This is a genomic window from Marinoscillum sp. 108, from assembly GCF_902506655.1.
Taxonomy (GTDB): Bacteria; Bacteroidota; Bacteroidia; order Cytophagales; family Cyclobacteriaceae; genus Marinoscillum; species Marinoscillum luteum.
Genome location: NZ_LR734808.1, coordinates 2,463,365 through 2,487,762 on the forward strand (window position 1 = coordinate 2,463,365; position 24,398 = coordinate 2,487,762).

The following is a 24,398-nucleotide window of genomic DNA, read 5'->3' on the forward strand; positions in this document are numbered from 1 at the left end:
AGCTGAATTAATCCACTTTGAATTCAGAAAAGGAGAGCGTAAAGGAGGGCGGGGCATCCAAGGCAAGTGTGAATCATTTTGATTCCAAAAAAGTCCCTAAAAAAAGCCCAAACATGATGAGTCAAAATGATTTTTTGCGTTGGTGCCTTTTCTTTTGCTTCGTTTTCTTTGGGCAAGCAAAGAAAATGAAGGGTAAGTAGCCAATCATTTGGATTGAGGTATAAAGTATTAGATCACCTCAACATCTATCTTTTAATATCATCTCCCCACAGCAATTCCATTTGATTCATTATTCCTACTTCGAACAAATCTGGAGATATCAGTCCTCCAAAATATGCCTGACCCGGCCTACTTCTCCCGTGGTGAGTTGTACTTTGATGCCATGCGGGTGATTGGGTGAATTGGTAAGGATTCGCTTCACCTCACCGGCAGTAAGCTCGCCGGTACGCTGGTGGTGCTTCTGCACGATCTCTACCTCCTGTCCCACTTTCACATGGCTTCTGATGGTTCCGTCTGACATCCTGTGGTTATTTTGACACCAAGCTAATAAAAAATGTGCTTTCCCGTGAAGATAGGAATACCTACCGGATCTGAATCCCTCGCGTGGTGAATGAAATCCCCTGCTGACCGGACGTAGAGATCATCACCGCTTCAAACAATGGCTCGGGGGTGCCTGGATTGATCATCCATTCAAAAATAAAATTACCTCCTGTCCCACCTTCGTTATCCACTTCCTGTATGACTATTTCTACCGTCTCCAGTGGCAAAATGAAAATGGGTTGATCAAAATAGGTTCGGATCAGTTTGCCCTCGGTACCGAAAAACTGAGCCCTGGACACATAGATTGTATCTTCGATGCTCACATTTCGGAGACTCACGGTAGCCGTAAGATCATGTCTTCGGTGTTCGGAGCGGCTATAGATTTGTGAGTAAACAGAGAGGTATGTTACCCCTTTCTGAAGGGAATCTGAGGTCGTCAGGTTGGCGGATCTCTTGTTCCAGTTGACAGGTGTCACCTCATCAGACCCTACTGTCTTTTCCTGACAGGACATCAAGGCCACAAAAACTAACAACACTGGAGAGATCTTTTTCATATCACACCTGATTAATTCTGACAAGGATTTCATCGACGATGGCATCCACGGGGTTTGCTACATTGTAAAACCACCCATACTTGGGCTTCTCAAAGATATCAAACTGAGAGCCAAGAATTCTTTCATCAAAGAAATGCCCCTTTCGTTCTCGAATTCTCCGCAGAATAAGGTTTCTATCTCCCTCTAAGATAATCCATTGTACGTGGTGTGTGGGAATGGGGGTCAATATATTGCGATAAAACTCTTTGAGGGCTGAGCAAGCCAGCACACATCCACCCTCCTGGTCCCATCGGACCATATTCAGTGATATTTTTCTGAGCCAGGAGATGCGATCCTTATCAGACAGAGGAATACCGGAAGCCATTTTCTCTATGTTTTCCGGTACGTGAAAATCATCCGCATCATAAAAGGGAACACCCAGTTTGGATGCCAGCAAAGTACCGACAGTGGTCTTTCCGCTTCCTGCCACTCCTCCAATAATATAAATCATCCCTTTACTGCTTTTGGAAGTGAATGGATCCCACTTCTACCTACTAAGATGACCAAACCGACCCTAAAGCCAAAACATCAACGCTCCTTTTCACACCCCAGGGCCAGAGAGTCGGTTCTGAGATCAATTACTTAGAAAGTCGCTTAGCCAGTGCCACGGCCTGACTTACACTCGCCTGCAAAGCCGCATAGTCCTTATTCTGAAGGATCTCCTTGGTAATGAGCTGTGAGCCCATGCCTACACAATGCACTCCTGCTTCAAACCACTTGCTCAGGTTTTCTTCAGTTGGCTCTACCCCACCAGTCGGCATTATGCTACACCATGGAAATGGCCCTTTTACACCCTTCACAAAAGATGGACCTCCTACCTGAGAACCAGGGAAGATTTTCACCACTTCAGAGCCAAGCTCCTCGGCATATGAAATCTCCGTCACAGACCCGCAGCCTGGAGACCAGGAGATTTTCCTGCGATTACAAACCTTCGCCATTTCAGGGTTCAACACCGGTGACACAATGAAGTTAGCACCCAACTGGATATACAATGAAGTGGTTCCTGCCTCTACAATAGAGCCCACACCAAGGATCATTTCAGGAGTTTCTTTCTCCGCGTACTTATTCAACGCTGCGAAAACCTCATGGGCATAATCTCCCCTATTGGTGAACTCAAATACTCGTACGCCACCTTCGTAGCAGGCCTTCAGGACTTCCTTGCACACCTCCACGTCTTTGTGGTAAAAAACCGGCACTATCCCGGTTTCCTTCATCTTTAATGCTACTTCTATTCTTGTAAATCTTGCCATTATTGCCAATTTAAAATTTTATTGAAATCGTATTCTTCGGGATGATCCAGCAAAGCTCCAGCCGCTGCATAATCCTTTGCGGTAATGAAATGCATATTCTGTAAACAGAGCTTCGCGATCTGTGAATCCATGTCCACAAGCCGTGGAGGGATCTTTCCATTGGCGTCCTCAAACTCTGAAAGGTACATCGGTGAAATATCACCCTTGGAGTTAGCCGTGACGATGCATCCGGAAATGCCCTCGTCGTACAGTTTTTTCACCCCTATGCCCAACAAAGTACACAACGTGAGGTCGTACCCGATCGGCCTGCAACACCTCAGCTCATAGCCAATCTCCACAGGTCGACTTTTGATACTGATGCCAAGCTTTTTAAGTTTCTCCTGCACCAACACGTTGAAAATATTGGATTTACTCACATTGCCCAGCTCAGGATGACCATGATCATCATAGGTGAAGAGTATGCCGCAATTCTTGAGTTCTTCCACATCGATGATGTGAAAAACCCCCTCGCTCACCAGGGCCACGCCATATTGGATGTCAAGAATTCTTCTCTTCACCATGGACGAAATGATCAGATTAATGATCTTATCCAGCGTAGGCTTGGTTTTGTTGAACATCTCAGGGATGATCATCATAGGAAAATGACACCCCGTGGCGATCCCAAAAGCCAGGTGACCGGCTGACCGGCCCATGGTAGACATCACAAACCAGTTGTGACTCGTGCGGGCATCTTCATAGACGGTATTGCCTATTTTCACTCCCTCATCTTTGGCAGAATGAAACCCGAATGTAGGATTTCGATCCGGGAGGGGGAGGTCGTTATCTATGGTTTTGGGCACATGGATATTCTTGACATCCAGGTTGTTTTTTGCCAGAAATTTAGAAATCCGATTGGCCGTACTGGCCGTATCATCTCCACCGATGGTGACCAGGAGTTTCACATTGTTTTTGACAAAGAAATCCACCGTAAACTCATCATCTTTGGGCTTATGCCTGCTCATGATCAAAGTGGATCCCCCCCGACTGAAAATCCTGTCGGCATGCTCAAAATCAAATTCCTTAATCTGTGGAGACTCAGCGAACAATCCTTTGTATCCTTCCTGCACACCCAGCACTCTGTACCCATCGTTCAAAAAGACTTTGGCAACGGTGCTAATGACCGTATTGATGCCAGGGGCCGGACCTCCACCGCAGATGATTGCTACTGATTTTTCCATAGAATTAAAATTTTGGGTCGGCCCAGGCTCTTTTTATACAACCAATATATTATACTTCAAGGACCGACCCAGTTTCTTGTTAGCGCGCTACCCTTCCGGAAGCATCTCCGCCCATCAATTTCTCTACTTCAGAAACTGTCACCAGGTTAGCATCACCTTTGATCGTGTGCTTCAGGCAAGATGCCGCTACGGCAAAGTCAAGTGCGTTTTGATCGTCTTCAGGGTACTTCAGCAGTCCGTAGATCAATCCACCCATGAATGAATCACCACCACCTACTCTATCTACGATATCTGTGATTTGGTATTGACGCGTTTCCAACATTTTGGTGCCATCATAAAGCACTCCTGCCCATGTATTGTGAGAAGCCGAGATAGAACCACGCAGGGTGGTAATCACTTTCTTAGCTTTAGGGAACTTCTTCATCATTTGCTGACATACCGACAGAAAAGCTTCTGCTTTCACATTGTGACCTTCCGTTTGCACACTGACGCCTTCTGGTTTGATGTGAAAATGCATTTCAGCATCTTCTTCATTACCCAAAATCACATCGCAGTAAGAGGTCAGCTCGGTCATGATCTCTTCGCGCTTAGCTCCATCGCAATACTGCCACAATTTTGCTCTATAGTTCAAGTCCGTAGAAATGGTAACACCCATTTCGCTAGCCACTTTCACGGCCTCCAGACATGCATCAGCAGAACTCTGAGAAATAGCTGGCGTGATACCCGTCCAATGAAACCATTCTACCCCATCAAAAACCTTTTTCCAATCCACCATTCCTGGCTGGATAGTGGACATAGAAGAATGCGCCCTGTCATACACCACCTTGCTCCCGCGAGAGACAGCACCAGTCTCCAAAAAGTAGATACCCAATCGCTCTCCACCCCACACGATCTTGTCCACATTCACCCCACGCTTACGCATTTCCATCATGGCACACTCGCCAATGTCGTTCTTTGGAAGTCTGGTTACAAAATCCACAGGAACACCAAAATTGGCCAGTGATACTGCAACGTTAGATTCTCCTCCACCATAAACCACATCGAATGAGTTGGCTTGTGAGAAACGCAAAAAACCCTCTGGGGCAAGACGAAGCATGATCTCGCCAAATGTTACTACTTTTTTCATGTCTTTATACTTTTAAGAATGTGTCGTGTTCGTACACGGTGTTTGGTAAAAAATAACCCCCAATCAAGGAGGATATTGTATCGTGTACGATAACGATTCATACAAATGTAATATATTGCATCTGATTTCAAAAAAATATGACCTATTTTCACAAAAATATTCCATGGCAAGAATCACCATTAAGGAAATAGCGAAAAAGGCCGGGGTTTCGGCGGGTACGGTAGACCGTGTGTTGCACAACAGGGGTGAGGTGGCTGAAGCCACCCGGGATCTGGTACTCAAAATAGCCAAAGAAGGAAACTACTCTACCAACGTGTTTGCCAGAAACCTGAAACTCAACAAGGTGTATAACCTGGCCGTGATTTTGCCAAAAGACAATGAATACTGGAAGAATCAAAGCGAAGGTATAGAGGAGGCTGCTGAGGAGTATGCCTCTCTGGGAATGCAGCTGAGCTTCTATACCTTTGACCGGCAAGACAAGGATTCGTTTCTTACCCAATCAAATATCGCGCTGAACAGCTCACCTGATGGGGTGATACTCGCCCCCCTGCTTCAGCGAGAGGCCACCCAGATTTGTGAGTCACTCCAGCAGGCCGATATTCCATTCATCTTTGTGGACTCCAATCTGGACAACATCAAGCCTCTGGCATTCATAGGGCAGGACTCCAGGCAAAGTGGTTTTTTGGCGGCCAAACTCCTTAATCTCGGGTATGCCTCGGGCCAAAAAGCGATTGTGATCAAATACACTGATTTTGACAGTCTGAATAAAACGCTGGATGAGCGAATAGAGGGGTTTAGGAAATATTACCAGCAGGAAAATTTCAGCCCGGAGCTCATTCATGAAATAACACTCGAAAAGGACTTTGTCGGCCTGCCCCCGGGGATAGAGTCGCTACTGGGCAATCAGGAACCAGTCCATTTTTTCGTACCCAATTCGCGGGTGCACCAAATTGCAAAAAGTGCTGAAAACGTTATCCCGAGGCATTTAAGTCGGATCATAGGTTATGACTTAGTCCGCGAAAACATCGTCTACCTCAACAAAGGATTAATTGATTTTGTCATATATCAAAACCCGAAAGTGCAGGGTAACCTGGCCGTGCAGGCATTTTACAAGCACCTGATCCTCAAAACTGAAGTGCCACCCACGCACTACATGCAGCTGGACATCATCACCAAAGAGAACCTGATGTATGGGAAATAACCATTCAAAATACGCCCTGATCATTTGCTGGATGGATGATCTCACCTCCTAGCCGAGCTAATCCACAATGGGCCAAATCACCAATAAAAGAATAAGTAGTAGGGAAAAACCTGAGTATTTCTCATAATTAATCAATACCGCCGCTAAAACAGGGCCTGTCGTTTTCACGCCAGACCTTTTATTTAGTTCCATATCGGGTTAAATTTAGGCATCACCCATCCTAAACCAACAACCTTGAGCAGTTCCATCACCCTTAAAGACACAAGTGGTCAAACATTTTTTTTCTGTATCCCTATTTACGAGAGAGGCATCATTAAATGCACCTGGACTGGCAACCTTATGGAGATCAGCCCCGCCAAAGAGGCAGCCCTGAGCATAGTGCAGCAGCTGAAAGAAACCGGGTACACCAAAGTGATCGATGATAACCGGCTCGGGTCAGGTCCATGGCCCGATTTTATGGATTGGCTTAGAACCGACTGGATCAATGCACTACTCAAAACCAACCTCAAATCCTATGCGCATGTGGTGTCACCAGACACCAACGCTAAACAACCTGCCTACGAAATATTCAATCAAACCATTAAAAACGTGGATTTTGTCACATTCGGCAGCTATGACATGGCCCTCAACTGGCTCGAGGAAAATTAGAAGTGTTTCCACCCCTGAGCTGTGAGGGCGATCGTATTGCCAGATCTGGTAACCAGCGCCTTTCCCTTATCAGCAGACTGCATGTACCCAATGGTGTGAATCTCCGCATGATTCTTCACCTTTTCAAAGTCTGCCTGAGTGATGGTAAACAATAATTCATAATCCTCACCGCCATTGAGGGCGCAGGTATTAGGATCCAGTCCAAATTCGGCAGCAGTCTCATAGGTTTCCTTATCTATTGGGATCTTATCCTCATAAAGAGCCGCTCCCAGGCCCGACGCCTTACACAAATGAAAAACTTCTGATGCAAGACCATCTGACACATCGATCATAGACGTGGGAACAATGCCCAACGTCCCAAACTCATGAATCACATCCATGCGCGCTATCGGCCGTAGCTGTTTGCCCACCACAAATGGATAACCATCCAGCTTGGGTTGCATGTTTGGGTTAGCCAAAAATTCCTGTTTTTCACGCTCCAACACCTGAAGACCTACATAGGCCCCTCCCAGGTCCCCGGTCACGCAGAGAATTTCGCTTTCTTTAGCGCCTGAGCGATAAGCCACCTTGTCCTTCTCCACAGTACCCATGGCAGTCACCGAAATCACCAGCCCGGAGCGCGAAGTAGTAGTATCTCCACCCACCAGGTCAACATTATAATCCTCACATGCCGCCCGTATCCCTTCATAAAGCACCTCCACGGCTTCCACCGAGAATCGATTGCTCAGACCCAGACTCACAGTAATCTGCTTGGGTGTACCATTCATAGCAGCTATATCGGAAACATTCACAGACACTGCCTTGTAACCCAGATGCTGCAGGGGTATATAACTCAAATCAAAATGAACACCTTCCAGAAGCATGTCAGAGGAAAGTAGCACGAAATGATCTCCTGCATCATACACCGCAGCATCATCCCCTATACCTTTTACAGTAGTGTCATGATATATTTTTACTCCTTCCGAAAGCTTATCAATCAGGCCAAACTCACCCAACGCTCCTATTTCTGTTCTTTTTTCCTCGCTCATTTTCTCGTTTTGATTTTCCTCTTTTTTTAGGACTTCACTTCCTGACACAACTCTACCAGGACGCCATTGGTGCTTTTGGGATGTAAAAAACACACCAGCTTATTATCTGCACCTTTTTTGGGTGCTTTGTTAATCAATTCAAACCCTTCGGATTCCAGTCGCTCCATTTCTGCCAGAATATCATCCACCTCAAAGGCGATGTGATGAATGCCCTCCCCCTTCTTATCAATATATTTCGAAATGGCACTCTCCGGAGCCCCAGCCTGAAGCAATTCCACCTTATTGGGGCCAATCCCAAAGAATGAAGTGGTCACATGCTCAGAGTCCACCACCTCCTCCTTGTAAGAGGGGGTTCCAAAAAGCTTCTGAAAAAGCGCATTGGCTTTGTCTAAATCCTTTACTGCGATACCAATGTGCTCTATTCTAACCATGATGTGTCGATTATGTATTAATTTCGCAAAAATGAGGAAACTTTTCCTGTATTTGAAAGGTTCCTTGAGTTGTTGTATTTTTATGTAAAGTCAACATAATATGGAATTTAGGACAGACGTCCATGTAGAGGCTGCTCGCATTCAAAATGAAATTAAGAATTTTCTGGGTCTGAAAAGTAGCGACCTTGTATTTGAATTTGCCAGCAGTGAAGGTAAGGTAAAACTGGATCTGATCACCATCAACCCAAGGCATAACCAGTCTTTTCTGTTCAAAACCATTACTGGTTTTGACAAGACAGATGCCTTGAATAAGATGTTGGATTATGTGAAAACGCATAAAGAGAAGGAAAGCTCCTACACCATCCAGTGGACCACTAAGGGGATGAATGAACTTCAGACCTCCTATTTCAGAGCAAAAAATATCTATGATGCCATGGACAAACTGTATTATGGCCGGGATATGAACAACATCACAGTGTTTAGTGTAGTACTCAACCCAATAGCTTGACTATGATCAATGTAACCGATAAAGCAAAAGAGAGGCTCGCAGAGCTAAGAATAGAAGAAGGACACTCACCGGCACATAACGTGCGTGTTGCTGTCAAAGGTGGCGGTTGCTCCGGTTTGATGTATGACTTACTTTTTGACAATACACTTACTGAAAGCGACGAAGTTTTTGAGGACAAAGGAGTAAAGGTGATTGTGGACAAAAAAAGCATGCTCTATTTATTGGGCACCACGCTGGATTTCTCTGATGGACTGAACGGCAAAGGATTTCAGTTTATCAACCCGAATGCCTCACGTACCTGTGGCTGCGGCGAGAGCTTCGCGGTATAGCTCCCCATCATCACCTACCAGAAAATTGTAAAACCACTCTGATTACTCGGGGTGGTTTTTTTTATAGCTCAGCCCTGAAACAAGCCCTCACTCCACCGTGCTCCTCAACCAAGTCATAGAGCACATTAAGCCATCCAACGAATATGAACCCCTTGGGTACTCACATGTTGGCAATTTCGCGGTAGAACAACACCAAACCATGAGACACCTAATTTTAATCAACATGATGTTTCTTGCCCTCCTCTCCTGTGAAAACAAACAAAATCTAGTTGGCAACGAGAATGAAAAAGAAACTTCCACACAATCCGCAACTAAAGTACGCAACTATGTGGAATCAGACAGTGGCTACAACAACAGACCCGGACGTAAGAAAATCGCATCGGAAGGAGCCTCCGACATCTACAAGAGTAGATTACAGAAATAAAATATCTGCTGAAAAGAAGGTGAATAAAGAAAACAAAAAAGGCTTCACACTAGTGATAAACCGTTAATTTCAAGAAAAATCGTTAGTTACATTCACTTTCTCTCATATAATAATTTTTTAAAAAATTAGCAATATTTTAATATTACACGTAAATTGTGTGCACTAAACCAACAAATCAACCTTTTTATCATGAAAAACAAAATTTACCTAGCACTCATTTCTCTGGCTTTTTTCGCCTGTGGCGGAGCCGGAACTTCTCAATCTGAAAGTACTGCAGCAGACACTGTAGAAGTATCAGAACCTATCGCTGTTGTGGAAGAAGTAGTAGAAGCAGCAGACTCTCTTGCGATGGAAGTATCTGATTCTGTAGAAGTAGTAACTGAAACAGTAGCAGAGTAATCACATTGAAAGTTACAAAAAGTAAAAAGCCCGGAAATTCCGGGCTTTTTTTTGGTTTAGCAAACGCTATATAGAGGATTCAAACATGCACACTCATAAGTGCAGCCCGCACTCGGTTTTTTCTTTACCTTCCCACCTTCCTGCTCTTCCTACTCCTTTTTTGGTACACTGCACACAGCCGATAGACCCAAACCCCTTGTATAAAAGCGGATGAGCGGGAAGCTCATATATGGTACGGTAGAGATTCAGGTCCTCCTGACTCATATCAATGATGGGATGAAACTTCAGTAACCCTTGAGACTCTTCAAAAATTCTCTTTCCCGCACGATTTTCATTTTGAAAACCCAATAGACCTGACACCCATACTTTCTTACCCTTCTTCAAGGCATTCAATGGCTCTACCTTATTGATAAAACAGCAAAAGTCCGGATTGCCCTCCCAAACCTTATGATTGCTCGTAAACTCATGGGAGCGCTCCCTTGGCTGAACATCCACCACATTCAGATCAAACTCATTGATGAGCTGATCGCGATACTGAATGGTTTCCTTAAAAAGGTACCCTGTATTGATCAGGTGAACCGGGTGGCGTGGAGCCACCTTGCTAATCATGTGAATGAGCGCTATGGAGGTGCTCCCAAAGGAGGTGGTCACCAGGATCTCCTCTGGCTCAAACTCACCAAAGAGCATTTTCAATCGATCCAGATAAGTAAGATTGCCGTATCGGTCATTAAGTTCCAAAAGTCTCGAATCGGATTCCATATTTTTACTTTCCTTTCTTTGTGAGGACTGAAGTGATCTCATTGAGGCGCTCTACCTTCTCATTAAAATCTCCCTTCAGGTCATCTCGTATTGTTTTCAGCTGGTTCAGTAATTCAGGTGTGCTGTCTGGCAAAATATCTTCCAACACCTCTCTGAATCGCTTGGCGAAAGTGGGTGACTTCCCGTTTGTACTAATCCCAATTTTCAGGTCTCCCTTTTTCACAGTAGACCCCAGGTAAAAGTCGCAAAGGTCAGGGGTGTCGGCAACATTTGTCAGCAATCTTAACTTTTTGGCCTTTCTCTTCAGTTTCTCATGAAGCGAATAATCATCAGTAGCGAGTATCAAAAGGTCAGCACCTTTCAGGTCGCCACCCCTGACTTTACGATTTAATATTTCTATAAACTCCGATCCATCAGCAAGCACTTGCAAGGCTGGAAGGATCAACGGAGCAATAATTCTTATTCGAGCCTTGGGATCATTCTTCAGCAATGCCTCTACTTTTTCCAGGCCCACATTTCCTCCACCCACCACCACGGTCTGTATCTGGTTGAGCTTTAGAAAAACCGGAAATAACACATTACCCTCAGAAAGACCTACTTCATTCATGCTACCTCGGATTTAGCTGCTTCCCACCAGGTATTCACCTGCTGCTGGTTGCTAGCCTGGGCAGCCCCTTCTCCAAAAATCAAAAGTGCTGGTGCCTCAGGTTTCGCTTTGGCTGCTATGGCCGCTATATCTTTTGCCTTTCCTTTGATGACATCTCCATCAGCGTGAGAACCCTTGCTAATAATGGCTGCGGGTAAGTCACCCCGTCCGAACTCCACATATGCCCTCGCAATCAGGTCTATTTTACCTAATCCCATAAAAAATAAAGTGGTAGGTGAATGCTCAGCAGCTCTGAGTACATCCTCGCTGAGCGTACCCTCACTGGTAGTAGCAGTCACCACCGTAAAGCTTTGATTGACCCCACGGCAAGTCAGTGGTATCCCAAAATAGCCCGGCAGCATCACACTACTGATACCCAGCACCACGTCCACCTCTATTCCATGCCTCTCAGCAATCGCTTTTTCTTCACACCCGCGTGCAAAAACAAACGGATCTCCACCCTTAAGACGCACCACATGGCCCATCTCTTTGGCATATTGCACAATCAGGTGATTGATCGTATCCTGCGACACACTAGACTTGCCTGCCCTTTTGCCCACAGGTATGTGCACCGCATCTGGCGCATAGCTCAAAAGCTCAGGATCCACCAGCGCATCATACAGGACTACATCAGCTTTTTGTAGAGCCTTCACACCTTTCACAGTGATCAGCTCAGGATCTCCGGGACCAGCGCCCACGAGCGTAAGTTTTGGTGTTTTCGTCATCACTTATGCTTTATAAAATTCGTTTACTACCAACTTGTCTTTAGCCTCTTTGCTTCGGAAATTATTGACCTGGGCAAAGAAATCATTGGCCTGACCAAGATATGCGGCTGCAAAAGCTTCGTCGGGCTCGTACTTATTGATCTGGAGTACTAACTCAGAGAAGGATTCGATCCCTTCAAACTCACCAGTCTCCACACAATGTTTCTGGAAGTCTTCTATGATACCAATGTGGGTATTGCATTGAATGTCTTTGCTGAGCAAAATAGCCTTGGCTCCAATGACAAACGTATTGTAGCTATAGTAGATAGCATCCGCCCACTTGCCCTCTGCCAGGGTTCTTTTACCACTAGCCAAGCGATCGCCGGCATCATTGAGGATAGTGCCCACCAAATCCATCATGACTCCTGCGCACTCTCCCACTCCAATTTCCGGCACAAAATCATCTACTTTGCCCCAATCCTGATAATCTTCATCACGAAGTGTTTTCACATCGGCAATGTGTTTCAGAATGTCATAGAAGTATCGTTTTCCCCTTCTTCTAAAGTAAGCGTTGAAATACTCCTCCTCAGTGGCATTTTCCTCATAGTCATTGAGCAAAGTCCTCACCGTATCCGGAATTCGCTTGGTAGGTATTTTGATAACCTTCTCAGCAATATTCCCTTTTCCATCCGGATCAAGCCCTCCACCTATCACCACCTGCATGGCGGGAGATACCTTGTCACCATTCTTGATGCTACTGCCATGGAAGCCAATATTGGCCACCATATGCTGGCCACAAGAGTTCATACATCCGCTTATTTTTATTTTAATCAAAGTTTCATCCACCAGGTGGGGAAACTCATCACGGATCAAATCTTCCAAAACAAGGGCCAGTGCAGTACTATTGGTCACCCCAAGGTTACAGGTGTCTGTACCCGGGCAGGCTGTCACATCCGCGAGGGTATCAAAGCCCGGAGCTGCATAATCCAACTCCTGCAAGGCCTGGTACACCGCGGGGATATTCTCCAGACGGATGTATTTGAGTAGCAACCCCTGGTTGAGGGTAAACCGAATGTCTTCAGCAGCATATGTTCGAGCTATGTCAGCCAGTTTTCTTGCCTTTGGTGATTTGATGTCTCCAAGAGGTATTCTCACTTTCACGGCGTAGAATCCTTCCTGCTTCTGCTCAAACACGTTGGTGAGAAACCATTCCTTATAAGCAGTATTGGGCTCAAAATCACCCACTCCCAAGATCGACTGATCCTCAGGCACTTTGGTGATCACCTTTTTGGTGTTGATCTTGTAGGTCTGATGCTTCAGAGATTTGCGCTCTTCTTCTATCAGTTTCATGAACCCTTCAAGACCGATCCCCTTGTTAGGCTCTATCAGATACTTCAGTCTCGCTTTGTGTCTTCGCTCCCGCTCTCCGTACCGATCAAACACCCGAAGGCCTGCTTCTATAAAAGGAATCAGTTCATCCTGAGGTAGGAAATCATAAGCCAACTGCCCCATAAATGACTGAGCACCAAGCCCACCACCTACAATCACTTCAAATCCGTAGGCGCCATTCTTGATCTTAGGAATAAACCCAAAATCATGGATATAAGTGAATGCCGCATCCGACTTAGAGGATGAAAAAGCAATTTTCACCTTTCTCCCCATTTCCTGACAAATGGGGTTTCTGAGGAAGTACTCAAATACCCCCTGAGCGTAGGGAGATACATCAAACGGCTCCTCGGGATCAATACCCGCATATGGAGAAGCCGTCACGTTGCGAACGGTATTACCACAAGCCTCCTTGGTGGTCACCCCTACGGACTCCAGAGCCTCCCACATTTCCGGTGTATCCTGCAGCCTCACAAAATGAAGTTGGATATTTTGTCTGGTAGTGAGGTGAAGGTTACCATTCGTATATTTTTCTGAAAGATTGGCCACCGTCTCCAGCTGATCCGGGGTGATTTTCCCAAACGGCAGCTTCAAACGAAACATCTGCACGCCTTGCTGACGCTGCCCATAAACTCCTCTGGCCAGACGAAAAGACTTGAAACGCTCCTCAGGTATTCTGCCAAGATTAAAATCCTGGATTTTATCCTTGAGCTCTTTGATGTCGGCTTTGGCCTCTTTGCTGATGTCTTTTGTGATCATTTTTTTGTTTTTTCTATAAAAAAAGCCCCTGAATGAAGTCTCCCGGGGCTTTAGTTACACAATGAAAATATTTTATTTATTTCTGGTGCTTCCCGGGATGTCATGTACAAATGCAGCATATGCAACACACGCATGCGCAGCAACAACATGACATTAGAAAGAATAAAGGGTTACAATTGAACTTAAAAGGCATTATGATAAAAGTTGTTGGATAAAAAGGTGCTGTATTTCAGTAAGGGATAGGGATCACTTACAACAACAGCAACAACAACTCATCGAATGTCTCGAGAGGTCAATTGACTTAAAAAAGAAGGTTGTTTGTAAATTCATGGTCAATTAATTCATATTTATTCCGGCAACCGCCAGAAACAGGAATTAGCACCTTAAACATTGCTTTCAGGTTGCTAGCGCTTCACAGAGCCCGTCTCTCCACGCTTCTTTATAAATCAATTATACGCTAATTGATGAGGCAAAGGTGAGTCACAAAACTGAGACTTCAAAACTTCCGAATCAAAATAACGATAACTTGTATTGAAAAATTCAATTTTTCAAAATTTTACGCTCATATTTCCAATTTTCGCAAATGAACCACTGGCATTTCCAGCATTTCACTTCCTTCGTTAATAAGCGCGCACCTCAGAGCCTTTCATGAAATTCATAAAGGCCTTATTTACCACCCGGTTTCCCCCAGGGGTAGGGTAATCACCCGTAAAGTACCAATCGCCAATATGGTTAGGGCATGCCTTGTGTAGGTTTTCTACTGTTTGATAGACTACTTCCAGTTCAGCTTTCATGCCTTTAGGCCGAACAATATTCGTAATCATGGCTGAAACTTCATCGTAAGTGAAAGGAGCATACAGTTCCTTCACAAAGTTGCGCTGATTTTTATCTCCCGTGCTGGCCAGACATTTTTCATATACCTCGTCCAACAGATACTCCTTATCATGCTTCTGAAGCAAGGCAAGCACCGCCCTGAAGGCCACAAAATCCTTCATCTTACTCATATCTATCCCATAGCAGTCCGGGAATCGTATCTGAGGAGCAGATGATACAATCACCACTTTTTTAGGCTCCAGCCTATCCAGCAGTGTCAGAATACTTTTCTCCAAAGTGGTACCCCTCACGATAGAATCATCGATTACCACGAGTGTATCTTTTCGCTTATTGATCACCTCATAGGTGGTGTCATATACGTGCGCCACCAGATCGTCTCTGTGCGCATCATCGGTAATGAAAGTTCGAAGTTTGGCATCCTTCAACACTAACTTCTCCACCCTTGGGCGAAAAGAAAGTAACTCTTCCAGTGAATCCGCACTGGGCTTCTGATCGAGTATAATATCCTTTCGCTGGGCAATGAGGTAATTATCAATACCTCTCAGGAGGCCCAAAAAGGAGGTTTCCGCTGTATTGGGGATGTACGAGAAAACTGCATTTTTCAGGTCAAAATTGACCGATTTGAGGACGCTCGGGATAAGTAGTTCTCCCAATTTCCGGCGCTCATTGTAGATATCAGGATCGGTACCTCTGGAAAAATAAATCCGCTCAAAAGAACAGGACTTTTTCACCCTTGGCTCAATAAACTTCACCTCCCTGTAGCTACCATCTTTCTCAATGATCAATGCATGACCCGGTGGTATTTCACGGATCTCATTGTAATTACATTCGAAGGTGGTTTTGATGGCTGGCTTCTCTGAAGCCACTACCACCACATCATCATCGGCATAGTAGTAGGCTGGTCGTATGCCATTGGGATCGCGCGCTACGAATGCTGCGCCATACCCCAGCATCCCCGTCATGGTGTATCCACCATCAAAGTCGCGACAGGACTTTTCAAGAATACGCTGCAGATCCAGTTCCTGCTCTATGATATCTGTGATTTCAATATTGGTTTTAGTCCCCCTGTATTTATTAAAAACTGCCTGATTGGCTTCATCCAAAAAGTGGCCAATTTTCTCCATCACAGTGACGGTATCCACCATTTCCTTAGGGTGCTGCCCCAAAGAGACCAGCTTGTCAAAAAGCTCGTCCACGTTAGTCATGTTGAAGTTGCCGGCCATCACCAGGTTTCGACTTCTCCAGTTATTTTGTCTTAAAAAAGGATGGCAGCTTTCGATCCCGTTCTTTCCATGTGTACCATACCTCAGGTGACCCAGCCATACTTCACCGGTGAAAGCATAATTATCTTTCATCCATTGAGCATCGTAGAAGCTGTCGCCTCCTTCCTTCTTTGCTTTATTATATTTTCTGCTGATTTTGCCGAATATGTCCTCGATCGGCTGCTGATTGGTGGTGCGGTATCTGCTGATGTATCTGGTGCCGGGCGGCATATCCAGTTTGATGTTGGCTACTCCTACGCCATCCTGCCCCCTATTGTGCTGCTTTTGCATGAGCAGGTACATCTTTTTTGCTGCAAACGCCGGAGATCCGTATTTATCAATGTAATACTGGAGGGGCTTTCTGAGGCGAAGTACAGCTACTCCACATTCGTGTTTGATAGGGTCGCTCATGGTTAGTTACCAATCAAGGAATTTAATAATTTCTGCAATGTTATTCAATATTTCCGGCCTAAAGAAAAACCACAACAAACCGGAGGTGAAAATAGTTGCAATTATCCGCTGACTGACAGGGATTCCTACCTGAAGGTCGCTTATTTCTTGTTTAAGAAAAAAGAAATAAGGGATTTTCAGATAAAAGAAAAGGGAGAAAATAACACTCAAAATCGCTACGATCAAATAAGTAAGCATCACCGGATCACCCACCTGCTGATACCAGTCCCACATCACTGTAAACAGGTAAAATTTAGCAGTGAACCCTACTGTGGGTGGAAGGCCGATCAAAGCGATCATCACTACTACCATCAACCCACCCATATAAGCCTCGGTTTTTGAAAGTCCCGAGAAATGATTGATCTCTGTTTTGCCATGAATTTCGAAAACGGAAACCAGATAAAATACAGCTACATTCATCATGGCATAAACCACCGCATACCAGGCAAAGGCCACCGCACCATTTTCAAACGGAATGAGCAAGGTCACTAAAATAAATCCCGAATGAGCAATGGCCCCGTACGCAATCATCCGCTTAACATTGGTCTGCCCCAAAGCGCCAAGTGTGCCAAGAACGATTGTGAAGATGCCAATCACGGAAATGGTAACGTACAGCCAGTAAAGTTCCTGAACCCCCACAGTCATGAGGATTCGGTGAAGCAACACAAACCCACCCAACTTTGGAACTACTGAAAGTACCATTACGGCATCAGTTGGTGCTTCCTGATAGGCAGAGGGCACCCAAATGTGAAATGGAACTGCACTCACCTTGAAGAGTATTCCGCCAATGAAAAGTAAAATTCCCACGTTCAGGAGCACCGGATCTCCCGTCAGGTGAAGATCCATTTCAGAAAGCGACAGAGTCCCCGTAAAACCGTAAATAAGTGACATTCCGTAAAGCGCCAGTGCAGACGTGACGCCCCCAAAAATGAGGTATTTCATTCCAGCCTCAAAAGCTCCCTTCCTAAAATTGAAATTGGTGAGCATGTAGGCCGAAAACGATGTAAGCTCTACCGCCAGATAGATCACCAGGAGGTGATTGACAGAGAGCATCAGAGTACTACCTAATATCAGAGAAAGAATCAGAAAATAATACTCAGACCGGTGCCTTTCGGCTGTAGGAAAAAACACAATCCACAGTGAGGTCACGCCAAACAAAAGTTTCATGATTTGCCCCATTGAATCAGTCACCAGCGTTTGGTCAAATAAAAATCCAGAAACACCATCTACCTGAACCAACCACATGGCCACCAAGATGACCACCACGTAGATCACCCGACTCACCAGAGTTTGCTTCCATACAAGACCGGCCATCAACAGAATAAGGGCACCTGCAGCCAGCGAAATTTCAAAACTCAGGCCTCCGAGACTGTCTAAAATATTGGTGAGCTGATTGGTGAGCATGGTCTATTTATTTAGGAAATAGTGCCCCTGATCCAGCACACGCTCTACAAAAAACTGAATGGAATTGTCGATGGGATCAAGAATCAGTGAAGGAAACACCCCGAAGAGCACTACCAATACTGCCAGCGGAGCCAGCATCAACCATTCCCGAATAGTGAGATCCCGCATTAAAGACTCCCATTCGCGCTCCCTGGTCCAGAACTTACCAAAAAACATCCGCTGAAGGGTCCACAGATAATACCCGGCTGAAATGATAATCCCGAGCACGGCCACCATACCTATCCATCTCGGGAATATGCCCGTGAGCGACTCTGTGCCGATGGCCCCCATAAGTACCAAAACTTCTCCAACAAATCCGGAGAGTCCAGGCAGCCCCAAAGAGGCAAAAAAGAATAAAACCACGAAAAAGGTATATTGAGGCATTTTACTCGCTAGGCCACTCAGGTTTTCAATTTGCCGATCATGGGTGCGGTCATAGATCACCCCTACTATCAGGAACAATGCTCCGGAAATAAAGCCGTGGGATACCATCTGAAACAATGAACCGGAAACGCCTTCGCTGGTGATCGCTGCCAGACCAAGCAGGACAAACCCCATGTGGGAGACGGAAGAATAGGCAATCAATTTTTTAATGTCATTCTGAGCCATGGCCACCAGGCCACCATAGATAATAGAGATCAACCCAATGACGGCCACTGGATAAGCCATGGAGATTGCTGCATCCGGGAAAATGGCATAACAAATCCTAAAAAGACCATACCCTCCTACTTTCAAGAGCACCCCTGCCAGGAGTACAGAAATGGCCGTTGGTGCCTCCACGTGGGCATCCGGTAGCCATGTATGGAAAGGCACGGCGGGCAGTTTGATCATAAACCCGACAAGCAACAGGATAAAAGCCACAGACCTCAGAGGCATTCCCCAGAGCACATATCCACTTTCCGGGGACAGCAGTGTATTACTCAGATAAACACCGTCCATCATCTGGATCAGACTAAAAGTATTCGTTTGTGCGCCGGCACCATCTATACTCCCTACTGACAGGTACAGACCGATCATCACGATGAGGATAAACAACGAACCCAGAAGGGTATATAAGAAAAATTTGATTGAAGCGTAAGACCTCCTCGGCCCTCCCCATATCCCGATGAGGAAAAACATAGGGAGCAACATGAATTCAAAGAAGACATAGAAAAGGAAAAAGTCGAGTGAAGCGAAGCACCCGATCAAACTCCCGCTCAAAATGAGATAAAGCATGAAATATCCCTTCACTTTGGTAGTCAGCTTCCAGGAGGAAACCACACCGATCACCAGCAAAATGGTGCTCATCACAATGAGCGGCATGCTGATGCCATCCACGCCCACCGAATAGTCCACCTGAAGGGATCCATAATTGCCCAACTGAAGTGAAAACCAGGGTGCCAACTCTACATACTGGAAAGCATCCGCCCAGGCCTTTGGCTGAATGGAGCCATCAAATCCAAAAAACAGGATCAGGCCAAAAACCAACTGTACCAAGGTGGCTCCCAATGCAATCCATCGAATGGCCTGACGCGAAGAAGCCGGCAAGACCCCCACCACAAAAGCGGCTGCCAACGGCAAAAAAATCATCCAACTAAGCAGGTAGTTCATCATATTTTCTACTTAACTAATATTGAGACCACAGCACAAGCAGCAACAGCAGGAGCATCATCCAGATAAGCTGATTCTGAACCTTGCCCGATTGTATTTTGCTAAACATTCCCCCCACACCTCTGGATAGCCAGGCTACGAAATTAACCAGTCCATCCACAACTTCACGATCGATCACGGCCAAAGCTTTACTAAAAACCACAGTGGACACTCCCGCTGCATTAACTAACCAATCAATCACTTTCCGATCAAAAACACGGGCTGCCCCCGCCATCCTTATATAATTCTTTGACAAACCTTCGTAAACTCTTTCCAGATACCATCCCTCAAAGATCAATCGGCTGTACCACTTCGTTGGCACCTGAGCCATCTGATAGCTCAAAGTGCGCATTGACCCGGGTCTGAAGAAAATGTAGCTGATCGCCAAACCGCCAATGGCCAGCGCTATGGATAATATCATGGTCCAAATCTGGATGCTTCCATGTCCATGACCGACAGTGTCTCCAAACACAAAAGAACCCAGCCACCAACCATTGGCATCCAGTGGATTGAGTGCATTGGCCAGCCAAAGTGCTCCCGCTGACAAAACGATCAACGGAACCTTCACCAGACCCAGTGGCTCCATTTGAGGGAGCTTTTCAATGGCAGTACGGGGATTGCCATAAAAAACCAAAAGGATTTGCCGCCCAATATAGATGGGCGTAAGCAGTGCAGTAATAAATGCCAGATCTGACACCAGATAAGCCAGCCAGTACCCCTGGGTAGAATGCCCTGTCGCCCAGAGCCAGACCTCAGACAAAATACCTTCTTTTGACAGAAAACCTGAAAACAATGGGAGTCCTGAGAGTGCGAGCCCACAGATGATAAAAGCGATGTGCGTAAAAGGCAACACTTTTCTTAACCCACCCATCATTCGCATGTCCTGAGCATCAAAGGTGGAATCGTCATGCTTAAGGGTGTGGAGGTAATGAATAACCGCACCAGCCGCCAGAAACAGCCCCGCCTTAAAAAAAGCATGGGTCCAGAGGTGAAAAAGAGATGACTCATGAGCTCCTGCTCCAATGCCCATCACCATATAGCCAAGCTGTGAGATGGTAGAATAAGCCAATACTTTCTTGATATCATGCTGGGTGAGTGCGGAAACTGCCGCCATAAATGCCGTCACTGCACCAATGACAGCCGTAGCATTCAGCACCATTGGAGACAAAAACGGCACCACACGAATCAGCAGATAAACACCAGCCGCCACCATAGTGGCAGCATGGATCAGCGCCGACACTGGCGTTGGGCCGGCCATCGCTTTTGGCAACCACCCCGAAAATGGAAACTGCGCAGATTTACCCAGCGCACCAATCATCAGACCAAAGCCTGCCAGATTTACCAGCAACGAGGAATTTCCTCCGGTCAGAGAAGACAAAAATGGCTGATTGAGTTCCGTAATCATTAAAATCACACCGATCAGCAGGCCTGCATCGGCCACCCGGTTGATCATAAAAGCTTTCCTGGCTGCAACGGCTTTCTCTTTATCCTCAAACCAGAACCCAATCAGCAGGTAAGAGGAAAAACCAACCAGTTCCCAAAAGATGAAAATGACAAGAAAATGATCTGCTGCCAGCAGCCCAATCATCGAAGAAGTGAAAAAGCCGAGTTTGCCAAAATACCGATGAATGGCCCGGTCATGACTGAGATAATGCGCAGAGAAAAGATGCACCAGCAGGGACACCAGGTAGACCAACCCAATCAGCACCGCACTGATCCTGTCTATGGCCCACCCAAGTTCATATCCGGGAAGCCACTCCCACCGAACCATAACGCTGGCTTCATAACTCTGATAAATTAAAAAACCAGCCATTACCGCTCCAGGCAGCATGCCTATCAGAGAAAGTCTGCCAGCATTCTTTGAGCCTGAAAGGTAAGTAATGATTCCACCCAAGAGGGGAAAAATAAGAACAAGCGCTATGTAGATGGCTGAGGTTGTCATTAGTTCTCCAGCGTATTTAGATCATCCAGATCAGACGAATCATAGGTTTTGTAGATATTGAGCAGGATAGCCAGGGCAATGGCTGCCTCTGCGGCAGCAATCACCACGGAAAAGATGGCAAAAACCTGCCCGTTCAGGTCTGGGTCAAACTTTGAGAAGGCCACCAGATTCAGGTTGGCTGCATTCAGCATCAGCTCTATTCCGATCAACACGAAAACAGCATTCTTTTTGATCAACACAATGAGCAGCCCACTGCACAGTAAGAAAGCCGATAGGATCAAATAATAGGTTAAAGGAATCTGAGTCATGCGTTTCCTGATTTTTTAGCCAGAAATGCCGCCCCCACCAGTGCTCCCAAAAGCAAGAATGCGATCACCTCAAAGGCAATCAAATGATCTGTGAGGAAGAGAACACCGATTTTCCTTACCTGATCCATATCCGAAACTTCAGCATTCGGCCATGTCAGCCCAGAGCTCAATGTCCATTTGGTCAACAACAAAAAGAAAACGGCGCATACAGTACCGCCCAGCACCACACTTCGGTGTTGGGTAAACACACCCTCATCACTTACTCGCTTGGTGAGCATAATTCCGAAAATAAGCAGTACAATGACCCCCCCGGCATAAATCATGATCTGCACCACCGCCATCAATTCCGCATGAAGCAGCACATAAGTAGCCGCCAGTCCCAACAATGAAATCACGAAAGCAAACGCCGCCCGAATGATGTTTTTGGTAAACAGGAGGTACAGGACGGGCACTACAATCATTAGTCCGAAAAACGCTGTAAATACATCACTTATCCCCATCGTCATCTTTTGGTTTCTTAGGAATCATCGGCCTGGGCTTAAACTTGGGCTTGTTCTCTGGCTTGTCAGTCTCGCCACCGGCGGCTTTGGGTTTCAATACTGGCTTCATCGCAGGTTTTTTCATGACCGGCCGAGGCTTTTCTGTCTCCGCTGGCTTAGTGGACTGCTCCTCATTAGCGGCAGGTTTTGGCTTCATGACCGGCTTTGCGCCAGCTGGTTTAGGTGCCATAGGTTTAGGGCGCATCACAGCTTTGGCTTTCACAGGCTCACGCTCAGAGTCCCCTTTCGCAGCAGCCTTGGCTGCCGCCTTTTTCTCCTCAAACTCTGCCAGTTCTTTTCGCTTCTGCGCGATCTCCGCCAGACTCATCTCAGCAAATGAGTACACATGATCATTCACATCAAACTCACTGAAATCATAAACCTTGGTCATGGTGAGACACTCCGTAGGACATACAGTCGTGCATAGGCCGCAAAAGCAGCATTTGGACATGTCTATGTCAAATTTCGCGGCGTGAATCCGTTTGGGTGTACCATCTGAGGTCATCCCAAAAGTCTCAGGAGCCAATATGGGGTCTATCTCGATACAATCTACCGGGCATACTTTGGCACACTTATCACATACAATACAGTCATCGATCTCATTATGCAGCCGATAGCGGGCATTGTCGGGCACAGGTAAAGACTCATAAGGATACTCCAGTGTCACGATCCCTTTGTCCGCATCAAAATACTTTTCATCGGCTACCCCTATGGGGGTTCTTGATTTTCTGGCATCCGCCAAATAGCCAAAAGTGAGCTTTAAGCCCTCACTCATGGTGCTAAATGCCTCTTTGATATTTTTAAAGTATCCACTCATAACATCCACAGTTTCCAAATGCCAACCACAAACAACAACAGAATAGCTGCCGGAGTTAAATATTTCCAAGATAATGACATCAACTGATCTACCCTTAGTCTGGGATAAGTCCATCGAATCATCATCTGCAGAAAAATGAAGAAAGTACCCTTACTTACCAGCCAAAATGCACCCCATACAGGGCCTGTAGTCCAGTCGGCCAGCTTTAGGACACCCATATTGGGCAAAGGTGTGTTCCAGCCACCAAAAAAAAGAATGGCCGCCAGAAAAGATACCAATAGCATCATGGCATATTCGGATAGCATGAATATACCCCAGCGAAAGCCACTATACTCAGTGTGATAGCCCCCGATCAGCTCAGACTCTGCCTCCGGCAGGTCAAAAGGCACCCTATTGGACTCCGCTAATCCTGAAATGAAAAAGATCAAAAACACTACCCACATAAAAGGCATGGTGAAGACGTTCCAGCTAAGAAAGCCACCAATACCGGTCACCTCCAAAGATGATATGCCCAGGAAGTAACGCGGAGCTTCTCCCAAAATACCCTGCTGCTGTGTAATGCTTTGGAGGTCCATGGTCTGCGCATACATCACCACAGCCAGCACCGACAGTCCGAGTGGTATCTCATAGGAAACAATCTGTGCTGCTGAGCGCATGGCGCCGTATAGGGAATACTTATTATTAGAACCCCAGCCAGCCATCAAAATCCCCAGAACATCTATGGAAACGATAGCCAGAAGGTAAAACACCCCTACCGAAAAGGCGGGAGGAAAGGCCTCAGTAGTCAAAGGGAGTGCCGCAAAACCTCCAAAAATAGAAGCAAATATGAGGATGGGCGCGAAAAGAAATAATGCTTTGTCAGCTGCCTTTGGCCGAATGTCTTCCTTCTGCAACATTTTCAACAGATCAGCTACTGTTTGAAACAAGCCCTTTGGGCCCACCTCCATCGGACCGAGGCGGTTTTGTACGAACGCAGCGATCTTGCGCTCACCGTACACGCCCACCACGACAAACCCCAATAAAAACGGCAAAAAGAATAAAAAAGTGATCATTAGCCCTAAAACATCGGTCTTTCTAAAAATGTTAGCGGCTAAGTTAAACGAAGACACTGACAAGCAGAAAAGTTTGCCTATTTCTCATCAAAGGACACCTCTCATTGGAAAATCATTAATATGAAATATGGATGTTCCTCAATCTTTGCAAGAATTAAAAAAAGAAATAAAATT

26 protein-coding genes and 1 riboswitch are annotated in these 24,398 nt (G+C 45.9%); of the genes, 6 read left to right on the top strand and 20 right to left on the bottom strand.

All coding sequences use genetic code 11. The features are described 5' to 3' along the window. Positions 1 to 319: 319 nt before the first annotated feature. The 6 genes from GV030_RS09840 to GV030_RS09865 form a co-directional block, all read right to left on the bottom strand. The gene (locus tag GV030_RS09840) at positions 320 to 520 is read right to left on the bottom strand and encodes a YwbE family protein (RefSeq protein ID WP_159582142.1); all 201 of its coding nucleotides are present in this window, start codon (positions 518 to 520) and stop codon (positions 320 to 322) included. Between the two features lie 61 nt (positions 521 to 581). Then, entirely contained in the window at positions 582 to 1,094 is a 513-nt protein-coding gene (locus tag GV030_RS09845; protein WP_159582143.1) for a DUF3124 domain-containing protein, read from the bottom strand. A gap of 1 nt (position 1,095) precedes the next feature. Further along, a complete protein-coding gene (locus GV030_RS09850) occupies positions 1,096 to 1,584 on the bottom strand; it encodes a gluconokinase (protein ID WP_159582144.1) in 489 nt (162 codons plus the stop codon). A 127-nt stretch (positions 1,585 to 1,711) separates the two neighbouring features. Beyond that, positions 1,712 to 2,383, bottom strand: a complete 672-nt coding sequence (locus GV030_RS09855) for a bifunctional 4-hydroxy-2-oxoglutarate aldolase/2-dehydro-3-deoxy-phosphogluconate aldolase (RefSeq protein ID WP_159582145.1) — start codon at positions 2,381 to 2,383, stop codon at positions 1,712 to 1,714. Further along, positions 2,383 to 3,600: a 6-phosphofructokinase gene (locus GV030_RS09860; RefSeq protein WP_159582146.1), complete on the bottom strand. Its 1,218-nt coding sequence runs from the start codon at positions 3,598 to 3,600 to the stop codon at positions 2,383 to 2,385. Before GV030_RS09860 ends, GV030_RS09855 begins: the two co-directional genes overlap by 1 nt. 79 nt (positions 3,601 to 3,679) lie before the next feature. After that, positions 3,680 to 4,726: a sugar kinase gene (locus tag GV030_RS09865; RefSeq protein WP_159582147.1), complete on the bottom strand. Its 1,047-nt coding sequence runs from the start codon at positions 4,724 to 4,726 to the stop codon at positions 3,680 to 3,682. A gap of 163 nt (positions 4,727 to 4,889) precedes the next feature. Between GV030_RS09865 and GV030_RS09870 the strand changes: the two genes are divergently transcribed. Both GV030_RS09870 and GV030_RS09875 read left to right on the top strand, forming a co-directional pair. Then, a complete protein-coding gene (locus GV030_RS09870) occupies positions 4,890 to 5,927 on the top strand; it encodes a LacI family DNA-binding transcriptional regulator (RefSeq protein ID WP_159582148.1) in 1,038 nt (345 codons plus the stop codon). A 234-nt stretch (positions 5,928 to 6,161) separates the two neighbouring features. Continuing rightward, entirely contained in the window at positions 6,162 to 6,575 is a 414-nt protein-coding gene (locus tag GV030_RS09875) for a hypothetical protein (RefSeq protein WP_159582149.1), read from the top strand. On the opposite strand, the gene thiL is transcribed toward GV030_RS09875, so the two are convergent. Together thiL and mce are read right to left on the bottom strand one after the other, a co-directional pair. Then, positions 6,572 to 7,603, bottom strand: a complete 1,032-nt coding sequence (gene thiL / locus GV030_RS09880) for a thiamine-phosphate kinase (protein WP_159582150.1) — start codon at positions 7,601 to 7,603, stop codon at positions 6,572 to 6,574. The genes GV030_RS09875 and thiL overlap by 4 nt on opposite strands. Positions 7,604 to 7,629: 26 nt before the next feature. Beyond that, positions 7,630 to 8,034, bottom strand: a complete 405-nt coding sequence (gene mce, locus GV030_RS09885; protein ID WP_159582151.1) for a methylmalonyl-CoA epimerase — start codon at positions 8,032 to 8,034, stop codon at positions 7,630 to 7,632. 100 nt (positions 8,035 to 8,134) lie between these two features. Here mce and GV030_RS09890 point away from each other — a divergent pair, with 100 nt between their 5' ends. The 4 genes from GV030_RS09890 to GV030_RS09905 all read left to right on the top strand — a co-directional run bounded on the left by GV030_RS09890 (position 8,135) and on the right by GV030_RS09905 (position 9,694). Further along, positions 8,135 to 8,542 carry a hypothetical protein gene (locus GV030_RS09890; protein WP_159582152.1) on the top strand — a complete coding sequence of 136 codons (408 nt, stop codon included), beginning with the start codon at positions 8,135 to 8,137 and terminating at the stop codon, positions 8,540 to 8,542. A gap of 2 nt (positions 8,543 to 8,544) precedes the next feature. Continuing rightward, positions 8,545 to 8,871, top strand: coding sequence for an iron-sulfur cluster assembly accessory protein (locus GV030_RS09895; RefSeq protein WP_159582153.1), 327 nt, complete (start codon positions 8,545 to 8,547; stop codon positions 8,869 to 8,871). A 199-nt stretch (positions 8,872 to 9,070) separates the two neighbouring features. After that, positions 9,071 to 9,295 (top strand): hypothetical protein, encoded by a 225-nt coding sequence (locus GV030_RS09900; protein WP_159582154.1) that lies wholly within the window; start codon positions 9,071 to 9,073, stop codon positions 9,293 to 9,295. A 189-nt stretch (positions 9,296 to 9,484) separates the two neighbouring features. Continuing rightward, a complete protein-coding gene (locus GV030_RS09905; RefSeq protein WP_159582155.1) occupies positions 9,485 to 9,694 on the top strand; it encodes a hypothetical protein in 210 nt (69 codons plus the stop codon). A 93-nt stretch (positions 9,695 to 9,787) separates the two neighbouring features. On the opposite strand, the gene GV030_RS09910 is transcribed toward GV030_RS09905, so the two are convergent. The 12 genes from GV030_RS09910 to GV030_RS09965 form a co-directional block, all read right to left on the bottom strand. Further along, positions 9,788 to 10,453 (bottom strand): phosphoadenylyl-sulfate reductase, encoded by a 666-nt coding sequence (locus GV030_RS09910; RefSeq protein ID WP_255465301.1) that lies wholly within the window; start codon positions 10,451 to 10,453, stop codon positions 9,788 to 9,790. A 4-nt stretch (positions 10,454 to 10,457) separates the two neighbouring features. Further along, positions 10,458 to 11,060, bottom strand: coding sequence for a bifunctional precorrin-2 dehydrogenase/sirohydrochlorin ferrochelatase (locus tag GV030_RS09915; protein ID WP_159582157.1), 603 nt, complete (start codon positions 11,058 to 11,060; stop codon positions 10,458 to 10,460). Then, positions 11,057 to 11,824, bottom strand: coding sequence for a uroporphyrinogen-III C-methyltransferase (gene cobA, locus GV030_RS09920; protein WP_159582158.1), 768 nt, complete (start codon positions 11,822 to 11,824; stop codon positions 11,057 to 11,059). Before cobA ends, GV030_RS09915 begins: the two co-directional genes overlap by 4 nt. Positions 11,825 to 11,827: 3 nt before the next feature. Beyond that, positions 11,828 to 13,948: a HEPN domain-containing protein gene (locus GV030_RS09925; RefSeq protein WP_159582159.1), complete on the bottom strand. Its 2,121-nt coding sequence runs from the start codon at positions 13,946 to 13,948 to the stop codon at positions 11,828 to 11,830. A 338-nt stretch (positions 13,949 to 14,286) separates the two neighbouring features. Beyond that, a riboswitch (SAM riboswitch) is annotated at positions 14,287 to 14,396 on the bottom strand. Between the two features lie 172 nt (positions 14,397 to 14,568). Next, positions 14,569 to 16,455: an amidophosphoribosyltransferase gene (locus GV030_RS09930; protein ID WP_159582160.1), complete on the bottom strand. Its 1,887-nt coding sequence runs from the start codon at positions 16,453 to 16,455 to the stop codon at positions 14,569 to 14,571. 6 nt (positions 16,456 to 16,461) lie between these two features. Further along, positions 16,462 to 17,898, bottom strand: coding sequence for an NADH-quinone oxidoreductase subunit N (locus tag GV030_RS09935; protein WP_159582161.1), 1,437 nt, complete (start codon positions 17,896 to 17,898; stop codon positions 16,462 to 16,464). A gap of 3 nt (positions 17,899 to 17,901) precedes the next feature. Next, positions 17,902 to 19,530 carry a NuoM family protein gene (locus GV030_RS09940; protein ID WP_159582162.1) on the bottom strand — a complete coding sequence of 543 codons (1,629 nt, stop codon included), beginning with the start codon at positions 19,528 to 19,530 and terminating at the stop codon, positions 17,902 to 17,904. 13 nt (positions 19,531 to 19,543) lie between these two features. Continuing rightward, positions 19,544 to 21,508 carry an NADH-quinone oxidoreductase subunit L gene (locus GV030_RS09945; RefSeq protein ID WP_159582163.1) on the bottom strand — a complete coding sequence of 655 codons (1,965 nt, stop codon included), beginning with the start codon at positions 21,506 to 21,508 and terminating at the stop codon, positions 19,544 to 19,546. Continuing rightward, complete coding sequence (nuoK, locus tag GV030_RS09950; RefSeq protein WP_159582164.1) at positions 21,508 to 21,816, bottom strand: NADH-quinone oxidoreductase subunit NuoK; 309 nt, start codon at positions 21,814 to 21,816, stop codon at positions 21,508 to 21,510. The genes GV030_RS09945 and nuoK overlap by 1 nt, the downstream gene beginning before the upstream one ends. Further along, positions 21,813 to 22,316 (bottom strand): NADH-quinone oxidoreductase subunit J, encoded by a 504-nt coding sequence (locus GV030_RS09955; RefSeq protein WP_159582165.1) that lies wholly within the window; start codon positions 22,314 to 22,316, stop codon positions 21,813 to 21,815. Before GV030_RS09955 ends, nuoK begins: the two co-directional genes overlap by 4 nt. Further along, positions 22,303 to 23,172 carry a 4Fe-4S binding protein gene (locus tag GV030_RS09960; protein ID WP_255465302.1) on the bottom strand — a complete coding sequence of 290 codons (870 nt, stop codon included), beginning with the start codon at positions 23,170 to 23,172 and terminating at the stop codon, positions 22,303 to 22,305. Before GV030_RS09960 ends, GV030_RS09955 begins: the two co-directional genes overlap by 14 nt. Continuing rightward, positions 23,169 to 24,224 carry a complex I subunit 1 family protein gene (locus GV030_RS09965; protein ID WP_159582166.1) on the bottom strand — a complete coding sequence of 352 codons (1,056 nt, stop codon included), beginning with the start codon at positions 24,222 to 24,224 and terminating at the stop codon, positions 23,169 to 23,171. The genes GV030_RS09960 and GV030_RS09965 overlap by 4 nt, the downstream gene beginning before the upstream one ends. Between the last annotated feature and the right edge of the window lie 174 nt (positions 24,225 to 24,398).